Genomic DNA, 14,798 nt, shown 5'->3' with positions numbered 1-14,798 from the left:
GTCAGGACGGGCGAGCCCGCGATTCGCCAGTAGCCGCGGCTGCTCATGCCCCATTGCCAGGCCAGGTCGGCCCGGATCCCGAGTGCACGCAGGTTCGCGACCTTGGTGCGGACGCGTTTCCATTCCTTCCAGCGGATTTGGCGCAGTCGACGGCGGAACCACTCATCCAGATCCCGGAACTTGCGGGTGTGTCCGCTAGGCGGAAGTACCCCATCCAGCCCCGGACGTATTGGTTCAGCCGCATGATGCGGTACTCCATGGCCACACTCCACCGCCGCGACGTCAACGACCGGATGCGGGCTTTGGCCGCTGCCACGCCTTGGGCGCGACCCGGATCTTGACCCCGGAGGTAGTGAAGAACCCGAACCCCAGCAACACAGCTGTCGTCGCCGGGGCGATCGAGGACTTGGCCTGGTTCACCCTCAACTTCAACCGCTGCTCCAGCAGCCGAGTGCCCTGTTCGAGCACCCGCTCGGCCGCCCGCTTCGATTTCACAAAGACCCGGATATCGTCGGCGTAGCGGACAAACCGGTGCCCACGCGCCCAGAACTCCTGATCGAAATCGTCGAGCATGATGTTCGACAACAGCGGCGATAACGGCGACCTGTGGGGTCCCTGGCTCACCGCCTGCCGCACCCCATCGGCCATGATCCCCGCCTCCAAATAGCGGCGGATCAGCTTCAGCAGCCGTTTGTCGTTCACTTTCCGCGCAACCGGGCCATCAGCACGTCGTGGTTGACCCGATCGAAGAACGCATCCAGGTCCACCTCGACCACCCACCGATACCCCTGCTCGATCACCAACCTGGCGACCTTCACAGCGTCGTGGGCGCTTTGCCCGGCCGGAACCCATACGAGACCGGCACAAACCCCGGATCAAAGACCGGGGTCAGCACTGCGCGATCGCCTGCTGGATCAACCGATCCAGCACCGTCGGCACCCCCAACTTCCGTTGCCCGCCATCAGGTTTGGGAATCATCACCTGACGCACCGGCATCGGACGGTACGTGCCCGCATCCAACGCCTCCCGCACTCCGGCCCAGTTGTCCCGGCACCAGTTACGCAACTCCTGCGCGCTGACACCATCGACACCGGCCGCACCGCGATTGCGTTCGACACGTCCCAACGCGACAGCCAGATTCGCGGGCGCGAACACCTGCTCCCACAAATCCTGGCCTGACACCCTCGGCAGCACCCGCCGAGACACCGCTACGCACAGACAAGGGCCTTCCGGATTCACCAGTCCCTCCACATCATCTGCCCCACCGCCGGTGGGTTGGCTGCCACCGCGACATCCACAGCACCACTTCGAAACATCAATTCCCAACGTTCAGCCCTTCCCGGCACATCTGCACACTCTGCCTTCTGCCCCGTCAGCGCCGCCCTCACGAACAGCCGCTCCGGCGCCAGCACCGACGCACCCAGATCTCCCCAGATAAGAACATCCACTTTCACCCTGCCGCCGCCGCATTTACACACCGGCCGCTTCGGTGGAACGGGCTTCACCATCTGTTGCTGGCTCACCCCAACCGGCATGCCTTCTATACGGTTCGTGTCCCTCGGTGCAGGGCTTCGTCTCCGGCTTCCTTCCCACCCACCTCACGGTGACGCAGTTGCCATCGACTCGGAGTTAAACCACCTTCTCCTCCAGAGGACTCACACCTCCTAGCGAATGCCCATGCTGGGCGTACATCGAGTAGGGGGCCGGGTTGACCGGCCCCCTCTCTCACCACCGGACGTGCGGGCCTCGCATCCGGCGGTTCGCTAGGTCGTGTGGAATCTGGCCCAGGCGTGGTGAAACGTGATGAGGCCCTGCCGGTCCCAGTATCGGTTGGGCAGTGCCCGCGTCAGGACGGGCGAGCCCGCGATTCGCCAGTAGCCGCGGCTGCTCATGCCCCATTGCCAGGCCAGGTCGGCCCGGATCCCGAGTGTACGCAGGTTCGCGACCTTGGTGCGGACGCGTTTCCATTCCTTCCAGCGGATTTGGCGCAGTCGACGGCGGAACCACTCATCCAGATCCCGGAACTTGCGGGGTGTGTCCGCTAGGCGGAAGTACCCCATCCAGCCCCGGACGTATTGGTTCAGCCGCATGATGCGGTACTCCATGGCCACACTCCACCGCCGCGACGTCAACGACCGGATGCGGGCTTTGGCCCGCTGCCACGCCTTGGGCGCGACCCGGATCTTGACCCCGGAGGTAGTGAAGAACCCGAACCCCAGCAACACAGCTGTCGTCGCCGGGGCGATCGAGGACTTGGCCTGGTTCACCCTCAACTTCAACCGCTGCTCCAGCAGCCGAGTGCCCTGTTCGAGCACCCGCTCGGCCGCCCGCTTCGATTTCACAAAGACCCGGATATCGTCGGCGTAGCGGACAAACCGGTGCCCACGCGCCCAGAACTCCTGATCGAAATCGTCGAGCATGATGTTCGACAACAGCGGCGATAACGGCGACCCCTGTGGGGTCCCCTGGCTCACCGCCTGCCGCACCCCATCGGCCATGATCCCCGCCTCCAAATAGCGGCGGATCAGCTTCAGCAGCCGTTTGTCGTTCACTTTCCGCGCAACCCGGGCCATCAGCACGTCGTGGTTGACCCGATCGAAGAACGCATCCAGGTCCACCTCGACCACCCACCGATACCCCTGCTCGATCACCAACCTGGCGACCTTCACAGCGTCGTGGGCGCTTTGCCCGGCCGGAACCCATACGAGACCGGCACAAACCCCGGATCAAAGACCGGGGTCAGCACTGCGCGATCGCCTGCTGGATCAACCGATCCAGCACCGTCGGCACCAACTTCCGTTGCCCGCCATCAGGTTTGGGAATCATCACCTGACGCACCGGCATCGGACGGTACGTGCCCGCATCCAACGCCTCCCGCACTCCGGCCCAGTTGTCCCGGCACCAGTTACGCAACTCCTGCGCGCTGACACCATCGACACCGGCCGCACCGCGATTGCGTTCGACACGTCCCAACGCGACAGCCAGATTCGCGGGCGCGAACACCTGCTCCCACAAATCCTGGCCACCCCTGACACCCTCGGCAGCACCCGCCGAGACACCGCTACTGCACAGACAAGGGCACTTCCGGATTCACCAGTCCCTCCACATCATCTGCCCCACCGCCGGTGGGTTGGCTGCGATCACCGCGACATCCACGAGAAGCACCACTTCGAAACATCAATTCCCAACGTTCAGCCCTTCCCGGCACATCTGATTCCCGCCGGTACTACGGCCTCTGCTGACTTCTGCCCCGTCAGCGCCGCCCTCACGAACGACGCCGCTCCGGCGCACAGCACCGACGCACCAGGACAGATCTCCCCAGATAAGAACATCCACTTTCACCCTGCCGCCGCCGCATTTACACACCGGCCGCTTCGGTGGAACGGGCTTCACCATCTGTTGCTGGCTCACCCCAACCGGCATGCCTTCTATACGGTTCGTGTCCCTCGGTGCAGGGCTTCGTCTCCGGCTTCCTTCCCACCCCACCTCACGGTGACGCAGTTGCCATCGACTCGGAGTTAAACCACCTTCTCCTCCAGAGGACTCACACCTCCTAGCGAATGCCCATGCTGGGCGTACAACGAAAGCGCCCCGGCCAGTTGACCGGGGCGCTCCGTCTTGTTGACTAGTGCGCGTGACCGTGGTGGTGCCCGTGACCATCGTCGGCCGGCTCAGCCGGCTTTTCTACGACGGCCGTCTCCGTGGTCAGGATCATGCGCGCCACCGACGAGGCGTTGAGCACCGCCGACCGGGTCACCTTCACCGGGTCGACAATGCCGGCGGCGGCAAGGTCACCGTACTCGAGCGTGCCCGCGTTCAGCCCGTGGCCAGGCGGTAGCTCACTGACCTTACTGACCGCGACCGCGCCGTCCAGTCCAGCGTTCGCCGCAATCCAATACAGCGGTGCCGCAAGGGCATCGGAGAACGCGTTAACGCCCAGCAACTCGTCGCCACTGAGTTCCTCGCGCAGCGACTTCAGCGCCTCGCGGGCGTGGACTAGCGCCGACCCACCGCCGGGGACGATGCCCTCTTCGACCGCAGCCTTGGCTGCAGCCACGGCATCCTCGACGCTCTCCTTGCGTTCCTTGAGTGCGGTCTCGGTCGCGGCGCCGACCTGGATGACGGCGACGCCTCCGGCCAGCTTGGCCACTCGCTCCTGCAGTTTCTCGCGGTCCCAGTCGGAGTCACTGGCCTCGATCTCGGCACGCAGGGTCTTCACGCGGTGGGCAACGTCCTCCGCCGAGCCTGCGCCGTCGACGATGATGGTCTCGTCTTTACTGACCACCACGCGTCGCGCCGAACCCAAGACCTCGAGACCAACCTCGCGCAACACCAGTCCGGTGTCAGGAGTGATCACCTGGGCTCCGGTAACCACAGCGAGGTCCTGCAGGAATGCCTTGCGGCGGTCGCCGAAGTACGGCGACTTGACCGCGACGGCCTTGAGCGTCTTGCGGATCGCGTTGACGACCAGCGTCGCCAGCGCTTCACCCTCGACGTCTTCGGCGATGATCAGCAGCGGCTTGCCGGACTCGGCGACCTTCTCCAACAGCGGCAGCAGGTCGGGCAGCGAGCTGATCTTGTCCTGGTGCAACAGGATCAGCGGGTCCTCGAGCACGGCCTCCTGGGAGTCGAAGTCGGTGACGAAGTAGGCCGACAAGAATCCCTTGTCGAAGCCGACGCCCTCGGTGAACTCCAACTCGGTGTTCAGCGTCGACGATTCTTCGACGCTCACCACGCCGTCGTGGCCGACCTTGCTCATCGCCTCGCCGACCAGCTCACCGATGACGGCGTCCCGCGAGGAGACCGTAGCCACCTGGGCGATGGCTTCCTTGCCGGAAACCGGTGTGGCCGAGGCCAACAACGCCTCCGACACCGCGTCGGCGGCCTTGCTGATGCCCGACCCCACCGCGATCGGGTTGGCGCCGGCGGCAACCAGGCGCAGCCCGGCCTTCACCAACGCCTGTGCCAGCACGGTCGCGGTGGTGGTGCCGTCACCCGCGACGTCGTTGGTCTTGGTGGCCACCGACTTCACCAGTTGGGCACCCAGGTTCTCGAACGGGTCCTCCAGGTCGATCTCGCGGGCGACCGTGACGCCGTCGTTGGTGACCGTGGGCCCGCCAAATGACTTGGCCAGCACCACATGCCGACCACGCGGACCCAGCGTCACCCGTACCGTGTCGGCGAGCTTGTCCATGCCCGCCTCGATGGCGCGACGCGCGATTTCGTCGTACTCAATCAGCTTGCTCATCAGGGTCCTTCCCCATTACGCATGCCGCCCCGGAAATCACCCGCGCTGATACGCGGGGATCGCCGGGGCGGGACACGGTTCTACTTGGAAACGACAGCCAGCACGTCGCGCGCCGACAGGATGAGGTATTCCTCACCGCCGTACTTGATTTCGGTGCCGCCGTACTTGCTGTAGATGACGGTGTCACCTTCGGCGACGTCGAGCGGAATCCTCTTCTCGCCGTCCTCGTCCCAACGGCCGGGGCCGACTGCGACGACGGTGCCCTCTTGGGGCTTCTCCTTGGCGGTGTCGGGAATGACCAGACCGGAAGCGGTCGTGGTCTCGGCCTCGTTGGCCTGCACGAGAATCTTGTCCTCGAGTGGCTTGATGTTCACCTTCGCCACGATTGGAGCCCTCCACTATTTGGATCGGGTCCGGGACCGCGAGCCCCGGACCGAGTTGACGGCCGCTCGGGGCATCCGCCCGAACGTCCGAATTACCAGGTGTTCGGCAGTCTTCCGGTGCCCTCGCGCCGTCGTCGCGGGTGCCGACACAGGGGCTTTCCGACTGCCACCTAGCACTCTATACACGAGAGTGCTAGCACTCAAGGGTACCCCGATGCTTCCGTGTCGCCGACCTGCGTTCGCCCTGCGTGAGACGGCGGGCCCGGACTGTGTCACCGCGCGGTCGCGAGGCTCATTTCACCAGGTTATTGCCCGGCCCACGTGGACGCCTACCGCGTTACGCATATCCGCAAGCGGCGCATTTCGCCTTCCGCGAAATGTGGACTAACGGGGGCCATGCTCCCCCAATACCGAATGGGCGGCGGATGGACACAATTGCTCGTCTTGCCGGACTCGAGAACGAGCGCCCACCGGATGACAAACAGTCGAATCCGCCACGATACCAACATAGTTCGGCCAATATGGGTAGACAAAGAATCAGCGTGGAGCAAATCAATATCCATAGAATCAGGCTGCAGAAATTGGGGCTGCGGACGTAAGACCTCGCGGTATCGTCCGCTCCAATTGCCTTCTACGTCTCGCGGATTCCGGCTGGATCCTGCTGAGATCGTCTTCCGAAATAGGAGCCTTCAGTTGTCCTCTTTTATTTTTGTCACCCCTGAATTTCTCGGTAGCGCGTCGGCGGAGTTGGGTGGGATCGGTTCGGCCGTGCAGGCGGCCAATGCGGCCGCGGCCGGTGCGACGACGCAGATTGCGGCGGCCGGCGCCGACGAGGTGTCTGCAGCGATCGCGACCCTGTTCGGCGGGTTCGCGCGGCAGTATCAAGCGCTGGGCGCTCAGGCGGCCACCTTTCACGACCAATTTGTGCAGGCGCTGAGGTCGGGCGCTGGGGCGTATGCGGCGGCCGAGGCGGCCAACGCTTCGCCGTTGCAGGCGATCGAACAGCAGATCTTGGACGCGATCAATGCGCCGACTCAGGCGCTGTTCCAGCGCCCGTTGATCGGCGACGGCGCCAACGGCGCCGCGGGGACGGGCCAGGCGGGTGGCGCCGGCGGCATCTTGTTCGGCAACGGCGGCAGTGGCGGGTCAGGGGCGGCCGGACAGGCCGGCGGCGTCGGTGGCGCGGCGGGCCTGTTCGGTAACGGCGGGGCCGGCGGCGCGGGCGGAGCCGGGGCGTCCGGCGGCGTTGGCGGGGCCGGCGGAATCCTGTACGGCAACGGCGGGGCCGGCGGCGCCGGGGGCGCGGGCCAGGCAGGCGGAGCAGGCGGTTGGGCCGGCCTGTTCGGTAACGGGGGGGTCGGCGGCGCCGGTGGCGCTGCCATCACGCCCGGCGGCGTGGGTGGCATCGGCGGCGCGGGCGGCGCCGGTGGAACGTTCGGCGGTCACGGCGGGAACGGCGGAGCCGGGGGCCAAGGAGGCGCAGGTGCCACCGGAGTGGCCGGGGGTGCCGGCGGGGACGGCGGGGCCGGCGGCGCGAGCAGGGCACTGTTCGGCGGGAACGCCGGTTCCGGCGGCGACGGCGGGGCCGGCGGAGACGGCGCAACAGGTGAAACGGGCAGTGCAGGTGGCGGGACCGGCGGTGACGGCACCGCCGGCGGAGCGGGCGGTGCCGGTGGCGCAGGCGGCGCCAACGCGGGGATTTACGGAGTGGGCGGTGCAGGCGGCGCCGGCGGTTCGGGCGGCGTGGGCGGTGACGGCGGCACCGGTGGCACCGGCGTGGGCTCCGCCACGAACGGCGGCAGCGGTGGAACGGGCGGCACCGGCGGCAATGCCGGGGTTGGCGGGGCCGGCGGCACCGGCGGCCCGTTGGGTTCCGTCGGTAAGACGGGCAGCAACGGCACCGGCGGTAACGGTGGCTCCGGAGGCAACGGCGGGGTCGGCGATGTGGGCGCCGCGGGCACTAGCTCCACCACACCGACCCCGGGCCTGCAAGGCTTCCAGGGCGGCGCCGGCGGCCAAGGTGGCGCGGGTGGGGCCGGCGTCGACGGCCAGGGCGGCGGCAACGGTGGCAACGGTGGCCAAGGCGGCCAGGGCGGCGAAGGCGGTAAGGGTGGCTCGCACACCGGCACCAACGGCGCTAACGCCGCCGCGGGCGGTAAAGGCGGCACCGGCGGCGCGGCCGGTGCGGCCGGGCTCGGCACGGACGGCGGCTTGGACGGGTCGAACGGCACCGGCGGCCAGGGCGGCGCCGGCGGTGGAGGCGGTACCGGGGCAACCGGCAGCACCGGCGGCAGTGGCTCCGGGCCCGGCAAGGGCGGCCAGGGCGGCCAGGGCGGCGCGGGGGGCGTCGGCGGCGACGGCGGCGCCGGGATCAACGGCGTGGGCGGCGGCCAGGGCGGCACCGGGGGCATCGGCGGGACCGGCGGCAACGGCGGAAACGGCGGCAACAACACCGCCAGTGCCGGTGGTAACGGTGCCGCCGGCGGCAAGGGCGGCACCGGCGGCACGGCCGGGGCCGGCGGTATCGGCACCGACGGCGGGGAGATCGGCGCGAACGGGACCGGCGGCCAGGGCGGCACGGGCGGCAACGGCGGCAGCGGTGGCACCGGCACTGCGGGCAGCAACTCCACGAGTGCACCAACCGGCGGGAAGCAGGGCGGCGCTGGCGGCGCCGGCGGTCAGGGTGGTTCCGGCGGGGCCGGTATCGACGGCGAAGGCGGCGGCCAGGGCGGTCAGGGTGGTAACGGCGGCACCGGAGGCACCGGCGGCGTCGGCGGCAGCAACACCGGCACCACCGGTGGCGCCGGCGCCGACGGCGGCAAGGGCGGCACCGGCGGCGCGGCCGGCGCAGCAGGACTCGGCACTGACGGCGGCGACGACGGCAACATCGGCGCCGGTGGCACCGGCGGCAAGGGCGGCAATGGCGGCAATGGCGGCACCGGTACCGCCGGCACCAACAGCGGCACGCCGACCAATGGCGGTCAGGGCGGCAAGGCCGGCGCGGGAGGCCAAGGCGGTGACGGCGGTGCCGGCATCGAGGGTCAGGGCGGCGGCCACGGCGGCCAGGGCGGCAACGGCGGCACCGGCGGCACCGGCGGTGCCGGCGGCAACAACACCACCGTCGGCAGCGCAAATGTCGCCGGAGAGGGCGGCAAGGGTGGCTCCGGCGGCACCGCCGGAGCGGCCGGGCTCGGGGTTGACGGCGGCCAGGACGGGAAGATCGGCACCGGCGGCACCGGAGGCACGGGTGGCCAAGGCGGTACCGGAGCCACGGGTACCGCTGGAAGCAACGGTGCGGCTCCTACTGAGGGCAAGTCGGGTGGCACCGGGGGCGCGGGCGGCGTGGGTGGTGACGGCGGAGCGGGTATCGGCGGCGTCGGCGGCGGTGCTGGTGGCACCGGTGGCCAAGGCGGCACCGGCGGCACCGGCGGCACCGGCGGCAGCAGCAACGCCGTCGGCAGCACCGCGACCGGCGGAACGGGCGGCACCGGTGGCGCCGCGGGCACCGGCGGCGCCGGTGGGAATGGAACCGATGGTGGTTCCGGCGGCACCGGCGGTCAGGGTGGCACCGCTGGCGCCGGTGGCGCCGGCGGCTTGGCCAACACCAACGGCAAGGGCGGTATCGGCGGAACCGGCGGTATCGCCGGAACCGGCGGCGTCGGCGGCAATGCCGGCGGCGGCGACGGCAACGGCGGCAATGGCGGTGCCGGCGGAACCGGCGGCACGGGCGGTGCCGGCGGTAACTCGAGCGCCTCTACCGGCGGTACCGGTGGTGACGGCAGCATCGGCGGCACCGGCGGCGCGGGTGGCACCGGCAGCGGCGAGGGCGCGGGCGGCTGGGGCGGATCCGGTGGCGCCGGCGGGGGTGGCGGCACCGGCGGCAAGAGCTCCTCTACCAACGGCAAAGCCGGCACCGCCGGTACGGCGGGCGACGCCGGCACTGGTCCGGACGGCCTCACTGGCGGCGCCGGCGGGACCGGCGGCGGCTTCGGCACCGGCGGCTCCCCGGGCTGACGCCTCTCACTCGCCGAGTGCCGCGCCAGCGTGACGCTCGGCGTCGGCGGTCACTCTGGCGGGACGCTCGGCGGCGGGACGCTCGGCGGCGGGACGCCCGACGTCAGCCCAACCGCCCCTCACTCGCCGAGTGCCGCGCCAGCGTGACGCTCGGCGTCGGCGGTCACTCTGGCGGGACGCTCGGCGGCGGGACGCTCGGCGGTGGGACTAGACCTGGGCTAGACCTGGGCTAGACCTGACCCACGACCACCGGCAGTCCCGGGTCGCTCGCCGCGTCCAGCGGCGACGGTTCGGCTCCCGCCGCGACGAGCTGTGCGGCGAACGCGGCGATCATCGCCCCGTTGTCCGTGCACAGTCGCGGCCGGGGAACGCGCAGGGTCAGGCCCGCCTCGGCGCAGCGTTGCGTGGCCAGTTCCCTGATCCGCGAGTTCGCGGCCACTCCCCCGGCGATCAGCAGGTTCGACACACCGCGGTCGGTCGCCGCGCGCACCGCCTTCTTGGTCAAGACGTCGGCGACGGCCTCTTGAAACCCGGCGGCGACATCAGCGGTCACGGCATCGGGGTGGCTCTCCACATAGCGCGCGACGGCGGTCTTGAGTCCGGAGAAGCTGAACGCGTACGGGTCGTCGTTCGGGCCGGTCATCCCGCGTGGGAACGGGATGGCGTCCCGGTCCCCGGTGCGCGCCAGATCGTCAAGCACCTTGCCGCCCGGATAACCCAGACCCAGTAGCCGCGCCACCTTGTCGTAGGCCTCACCGGCGGCGTCGTCGACGGTGCTGCCCAACTCGACGATCGGCTCGCCGAGCGACCGTACGTGCAGGAGGTGGGTGTGGCCGCCCGACACCAACAGCGCCACACACTCGGGTAGCGGGCCCTGTTCGTAGACGTCGGCGGCCAAGTGCCCGCCGAGGTGGTTCACGGCGTAGAACGGCACTTCCCAGGCGGCCGAATAAGCCTTGGCGGCAGCGACTCCCACCAACAACGCGCCGGCCAACCCGGGCCCGATGGTGGCCGCGACAACGTCGGGCTTGGCCAGGCCGGCGGCTTCCAGCGCGCGCCGCATCGCGGGGCCGAGCGCCTCCAGGTGTGCGCGGGAAGCGATCTCGGGCACCACGCCGCCGAACCGCACGTGCTCGTCGACACTGGAGGCAACCTCGTCGGCCAACAGTGTCACGCTGCCGTCGAGCTCCAGCCGCGCAATGCCGACACCCGTTTCATCACAAGAGGTTTCGATGGCCAGAATGGTGGTCACTGGGCCCCCCGCCGCATCGTGTAGGCGTCGGCCCCGCTGACTCGGTAGTACCGCTTGCGCAGTCCGATCTGCTCGAATCCCACGCTGCGGTACAACCCGATGGCGGCCTCGTTGTCGGTGCGGACCTCCAGAAAGACCACGCCGCCGTCGGCGAATTCCAGTAACTCTTCGAGCAATCGGCGGCCGATGCCCCGTCCCTGATAGGCCGGGTCCACCCCGATGGTGTGCACTTCATATTCGAACAGTGCGACGCGGCCCAGTCGCGAGATCCCCGCGTACCCGACCAACAGGTCCCCGATCCGCGCGCCCACGTAATGATTACGCCCACTGGCCAATTCGCGCTCGAAGGCGACCGCCGGCCACGGGTCGTCGCCGTCGAACAACACCGCTTCGAGCTCGGCGCAGCGGCGCGCGTCCGCGCGGGTCAGCGCGCCCAGAATGACGGGCTCAAGGTCTAGGGCCATGCGCCGCTCCTCCTCATCGCGTCGCTCTGCATCGTCACCGGCGCGCGTCATGAGCGTGCCGCCAAGGGCTTGGCGTCGGGCCGGCGCAGGTACAACGCCACCAGCGGCGCCGGCGGCGCCGAAAAGTCGGGCACCGCGCGCACCAGGCCCGCCGCAGTCGGGTAGACGGGCTCTATCCGCGGCAGGTCGAAAAGTGCCGCATGCTCAAGCGATCCGGCCACCGCGTGCGCCGAGCCGGGGTCCACGTCGGCCGGGGCGTTGACGTCCGGACCCGCGGTGCGGACTCCGTCGCGGTAGCGCGCCCAGTAGACCTCGCGCCGACGCGCGTCCGTCACCACCAGCACGTCACCCGTGGTCAGCACCCCAATGGCGTCCAAGCTGCACACTCCGTGCACCGGAATGTCCAGCGCATGCCCGTAGGCCGCCGCGGTGGCCATGCCGGCCCGCAGGCCGGTGAAAGGCCCAGGCCCGCAACCCACTACCACGGCATCGAGGTCGGCCATGGTCAGCCCGGCATCGGCGAGCGCGGCCAGGACGTTGGGAGTCAGCCGTTCGGCGTGCGCGCGGGCGTCGAGCGTGACGCGCTCGGCCAGCACCTGCACATCATCGAGACCAACGATGCCCGCCGTCACCGCCGGCGTCGAAGTGTCAAGCGCGAGAACAACCTTCACGATCCCCACTCCCACGTCGCAATCCTGGTGTCGGAGTGGCTGACTCGCTCCAGCCGGACATCGAGGTGACGTTCGGAGAGCCGTTCGGCCAGTCCTTCACCCCACTCCACTACCACGACGGCGTCTTCGAGATCGGTGTCGAGGTCGAGGGAGTCGAGTTCGCCGAGCAAGTCCGCACCCTGATGGTCCAGCAACCGGTACATGTCGACGTGGATCATGGCCGGCTTGCCCGCCTGGCGCGCCGGGTGCACCCGGGCCAGCACGTACGTTGGCGAGGTGACCGGCCCGTCGACATCCATCGCTGCGGCAATCCCCTTGGCCAACACCGTCTTTCCCGCGCCGAGCGGACCGGACAACACCACCACGTCGCCGGCGCGCAGCTCGGCGCCCAGCCGGGAGCCGAGGGCGATGGTGTCCTCGACGCGCCCGCAGGTTGCGGTGCCCCCGCCGGTCCGGGCCGCGCTAACCATGACGCCGAAACCGTTCTCGGAGCCGCTCGCCGAATCGGCGGTATCGCAACGTCAGCCTGTTCGGGACGGCCCGCTCGACGAGCCGGATCAGACCCTCATTGATCGGATCGGGCTTGTCGAGCAACGCCAGGTGGCTGGCCCCTTCGACGATCACCAGTTCGGACTGCGGCAGCGAGGCCGCCATCAACCGCGAGTACTCGTCCGGGGTGAGCAGGTCGTGATCGCCGCAGACCACCAGCGTCGGGATCTTGAGCAGCGTCCACAATCCCCCGGTCTCGTCGTGCGTTTCCAGGGCCCGCAGGAAGCCCACCAAGGTGGCGATCGGGGTGCCGTTCATCATCCGCTGGGAGAACGCATCCAGGCTCCGGCTGACCTTCAGGTCGCTGTAGGAGGCGGCCCGCAGGATGGGGCCGATCAACGATCGAGATACGTTGCGGCCCCGGTCCAACAGCTTCGGCGCGGATTTGGCGGTGAACCGTACGGCGTTGAGTGCCGGGTTCTTGAGGAACTCGCCCAGCGGTGAGCGCGTCACGCCCTCTGCGGCCGACGACAACAACGCCGCACCCACGATCCGCTTGCCGTACCGCTCGGGGAATTGCCGGGCGTGTGACAGCACCGTCATGCCACCCATGGAGTGGCCCACCAGCACGACCAATCCGCGGGGTGCGGTGGCCTGCAGCACGGTTTCCAGGTCCTGCCCGAGTTGGGTCAGCGTGTAGGACTCGGGCTCTCCCTGCCCGGACTGGCCGTGCCCGCGCTGGTCGTAGAAGACCATCCGCACCCGCGAGCCGTAATGCTCGCCGAGCCGGGTCCGCTGAAAGTGGAAGGCGCCCATGTGCAAACAGAATCCGTGCGCGAACACGATGGTCAGCGGGGCGTCCTCCGGGCCGGCCTCGCGAACCGCCAGCTCCACCCCGTCCGGCGTCATCACCACGGTGGCGGGGTCGCTGTCCAGTCGGTCGAAATCCTCGTCGGCCCACGGGTCTTCGATGACGCTGCTGCGTTCGGCGAGCGATCGCCGCGCCGAGGCGCCCACGATCGTGGCCACCGCTGTCAGCCCTGCGCTACCCGCAAGCCATGCCTTCTGACGCTTGCGGGCATCCTCGTCGCTCAAGGTTTTTCGGCCTCGCGATAGGTCCTGGTGATGCGACCCCGTGGGCTGGTGACGATCTCGTAGTGGATGGTTCCGGCGAGGTCGGCCCAGTCCTGGGCGGTGGGCTCGCCGATGCTGCCTGGTCCGAACAGGATCGCCTCGTCACCTTCGCTGACGTCGACGGGTCCGGGTCCCAGGTCGACGACGAACTGATCCATACAGACCCGTCCCACCCCCGGTCGCCGCTTGCCGTTGATCATCACCTCGAGCCGCCCGCCCAAAGAGCGGAACACACCGTCGGCGTAGCCGATAGGCAGCAGCGCAACGGTGGTGTCGCGCGGCGCGACCCAATCGTGTCCGTACGAGACCCCGCCACCCGCTGGTATCGACTTCACCAGTGCCACAGCACATTTCAGTGTCATCGCTGGCACCAGACCCATGTCACCCAACTTGGGCACCGGGCTCAGGCCGTACACCGCGATGCCGGGCCGCACCAGGTCCAGCGTCAGGTCGGGCCGGGCCAGGGTGGCCGAGGAGTTCGACAGGTGCGCGACCTCGAACTTCACGCCCTTTTCGCGGGCATGCGCCAGCATGTCCTTAAACCGTTGGGCCTGCACGTCGTTGATGGACTTGTCCGGTGCGTCGGCGTAGACCATGTGCGACATCAGCCCGCGCAGCCGGATGGTCTCCTCGGCGACGGCCGCGCGCAACGCGGTCAACATCGCCGGGTACAGCTTCGCCGGTACGCCGTTGCGGTTCAGTCCGGTGTCGACCTTGACAGTGACCGTGGCGGGGACGCCGGTCCGCCGCACCGCGTCCAGCAACTCGTCGAGCTGGCGCACCGAGGACACGGCGATCTCCACGTTGGCCTGCAGCGCGGGCGCGAAGTCGATGCCGGGCGGGTGCAGCCAGGCCAGCACGGGGGCGGTGATGCCGTCGGCCCGCAAAGCCAGTGCCTCGTCCACGGTGGCGACGCCCAGTTCGGTGGCTCCAGCGGCGAGCGCGGCGTGCGCCACCCGGGTGGCGCCGTGGCCGTAACCGTCCGCCTTGACCACGGCCATCACCTGCGCGTCACCGGCGTGTTCGCGCAGCACCCGCACGTTGTGTTGGATGGCGCCCAGGTCGACGACCGCCTCGGCCAGTACTCCCGGTGTCAGCGATGTCGACGTAGCGTGCACGGCCGCCATTGTCCCAGAACCGGCT

Annotated in this window: 15 protein-coding genes; 1 reads left to right on the top strand and 14 read right to left on the bottom strand. The window is 69.2% G+C overall.

Going from position 1 to position 14,798, the window contains the following annotated elements; translation table 11 throughout:
• Positions 1 to 43: 43 nt before the first annotated feature.
• From G6N68_RS31945 to groES, 8 genes are all read right to left on the bottom strand, one after another.
• Positions 44 to 259 (bottom strand): group II intron maturase-specific domain-containing protein, encoded by a 216-nt coding sequence (locus G6N68_RS31945; RefSeq protein ID WP_371871530.1) that lies wholly within the window; start codon positions 257 to 259, stop codon positions 44 to 46.
• A gap of 23 nt (positions 260 to 282) precedes the next feature.
• The gene (locus G6N68_RS30085; RefSeq protein WP_205351233.1) at positions 283 to 702 is read right to left on the bottom strand and encodes a reverse transcriptase domain-containing protein; all 420 of its coding nucleotides are present in this window, start codon (positions 700 to 702) and stop codon (positions 283 to 285) included.
• Positions 703 to 888: 186 nt separating this feature from the next.
• Positions 889 to 1,182, bottom strand: coding sequence for a reverse transcriptase family protein (locus tag G6N68_RS30080; protein WP_205351232.1), 294 nt, complete (start codon positions 1,180 to 1,182; stop codon positions 889 to 891).
• 53 nt (positions 1,183 to 1,235) lie between these two features.
• Positions 1,236 to 1,523 (bottom strand): hypothetical protein, encoded by a 288-nt coding sequence (locus G6N68_RS03790; protein ID WP_163708055.1) that lies wholly within the window; start codon positions 1,521 to 1,523, stop codon positions 1,236 to 1,238.
• 240 nt (positions 1,524 to 1,763) lie between these two features.
• Entirely contained in the window at positions 1,764 to 2,669 is a 906-nt protein-coding gene (locus tag G6N68_RS03785) for a reverse transcriptase domain-containing protein (protein ID WP_205351230.1), read from the bottom strand.
• Positions 2,670 to 2,739: 70 nt separating this feature from the next.
• Entirely contained in the window at positions 2,740 to 3,015 is a 276-nt protein-coding gene (locus G6N68_RS30075; RefSeq protein ID WP_205351229.1) for a reverse transcriptase family protein, read from the bottom strand.
• Between the two features lie 610 nt (positions 3,016 to 3,625).
• Positions 3,626 to 5,248 carry a chaperonin GroEL gene (gene groL / locus G6N68_RS03780; RefSeq protein ID WP_163708052.1) on the bottom strand — a complete coding sequence of 541 codons (1,623 nt, stop codon included), beginning with the start codon at positions 5,246 to 5,248 and terminating at the stop codon, positions 3,626 to 3,628.
• A gap of 80 nt (positions 5,249 to 5,328) precedes the next feature.
• Positions 5,329 to 5,631 carry a co-chaperone GroES gene (groES, locus tag G6N68_RS03775; RefSeq protein WP_011739140.1) on the bottom strand — a complete coding sequence of 101 codons (303 nt, stop codon included), beginning with the start codon at positions 5,629 to 5,631 and terminating at the stop codon, positions 5,329 to 5,331.
• A gap of 693 nt (positions 5,632 to 6,324) precedes the next feature.
• Between groES and G6N68_RS03770 the strand changes: the two genes are divergently transcribed.
• Positions 6,325 to 9,645 carry a PE family protein gene (locus G6N68_RS03770; RefSeq protein ID WP_240355358.1) on the top strand — a complete coding sequence of 1,107 codons (3,321 nt, stop codon included), beginning with the start codon at positions 6,325 to 6,327 and terminating at the stop codon, positions 9,643 to 9,645.
• 229 nt (positions 9,646 to 9,874) lie between these two features.
• On the opposite strand, the gene tsaD is transcribed toward G6N68_RS03770, so the two are convergent.
• From tsaD to alr, 6 genes are read right to left on the bottom strand one after another with little or no spacing between them, the layout of a single operon-like run.
• Positions 9,875 to 10,897: a tRNA (adenosine(37)-N6)-threonylcarbamoyltransferase complex transferase subunit TsaD gene (gene tsaD, locus G6N68_RS03765; RefSeq protein ID WP_163708047.1), complete on the bottom strand. Its 1,023-nt coding sequence runs from the start codon at positions 10,895 to 10,897 to the stop codon at positions 9,875 to 9,877.
• A complete protein-coding gene (rimI, locus tag G6N68_RS03760; RefSeq protein ID WP_163708043.1) occupies positions 10,894 to 11,361 on the bottom strand; it encodes a ribosomal protein S18-alanine N-acetyltransferase in 468 nt (155 codons plus the stop codon). Before rimI ends, tsaD begins: the two co-directional genes overlap by 4 nt.
• Before the next feature lie 47 nt (positions 11,362 to 11,408).
• Positions 11,409 to 12,035, bottom strand: a complete 627-nt coding sequence (tsaB, locus tag G6N68_RS03755; RefSeq protein WP_205351451.1) for a tRNA (adenosine(37)-N6)-threonylcarbamoyltransferase complex dimerization subunit type 1 TsaB — start codon at positions 12,033 to 12,035, stop codon at positions 11,409 to 11,411.
• On the bottom strand, positions 12,029 to 12,502 hold the full coding sequence (gene tsaE, locus G6N68_RS03750; protein ID WP_163708038.1) for a tRNA (adenosine(37)-N6)-threonylcarbamoyltransferase complex ATPase subunit type 1 TsaE: 474 nt from the start codon (positions 12,500 to 12,502) through the stop codon (positions 12,029 to 12,031). Before tsaE ends, tsaB begins: the two co-directional genes overlap by 7 nt.
• Complete coding sequence (locus G6N68_RS03745) at positions 12,495 to 13,559, bottom strand: alpha/beta fold hydrolase (RefSeq protein ID WP_205351450.1); 1,065 nt, start codon at positions 13,557 to 13,559, stop codon at positions 12,495 to 12,497. The genes tsaE and G6N68_RS03745 overlap by 8 nt, the downstream gene beginning before the upstream one ends.
• Positions 13,560 to 13,612: 53 nt before the next feature.
• Positions 13,613 to 14,782: an alanine racemase gene (gene alr / locus G6N68_RS03740; protein ID WP_163708032.1), complete on the bottom strand. Its 1,170-nt coding sequence runs from the start codon at positions 14,780 to 14,782 to the stop codon at positions 13,613 to 13,615.
• Positions 14,783 to 14,798 lie beyond the last annotated feature (16 nt).

The organism is Mycobacterium bourgelatii (genome assembly GCF_010723575.1).
In the GTDB taxonomy this organism is placed as follows: Bacteria; Actinomycetota; Actinomycetes; order Mycobacteriales; family Mycobacteriaceae; genus Mycobacterium; species Mycobacterium bourgelatii.
The sequence above is the reverse complement of the archived record's forward strand: the minus strand, read 5'-3'. Positions and strand labels throughout refer to the sequence as shown.

Excerpts from the sequence above, each read along its gene's own strand:
- G6N68_RS31945 (WP_371871530.1), bottom strand. The coding sequence starts at position 259 with ATGGAGTACCGCATCATGCGGCTGAACCAATACGTCCGGGGCTGGATG.
- groL (WP_163708052.1), bottom strand. The coding sequence starts at position 5,248 with ATGAGCAAGCTGATTGAGTACGACGAAATCGCGCGTCGCGCCATCGAG.
- rimI (WP_163708043.1), bottom strand. The coding sequence starts at position 11,361 with ATGGCCCTAGACCTTGAGCCCGTCATTCTGGGCGCGCTGACCCGCGCG.
- tsaE (WP_163708038.1), bottom strand. The coding sequence starts at position 12,502 with ATGGTTAGCGCGGCCCGGACCGGCGGGGGCACCGCAACCTGCGGGCGC.
- alr (WP_163708032.1), bottom strand. The coding sequence starts at position 14,782 with ATGGCGGCCGTGCACGCTACGTCGACATCGCTGACACCGGGAGTACTG.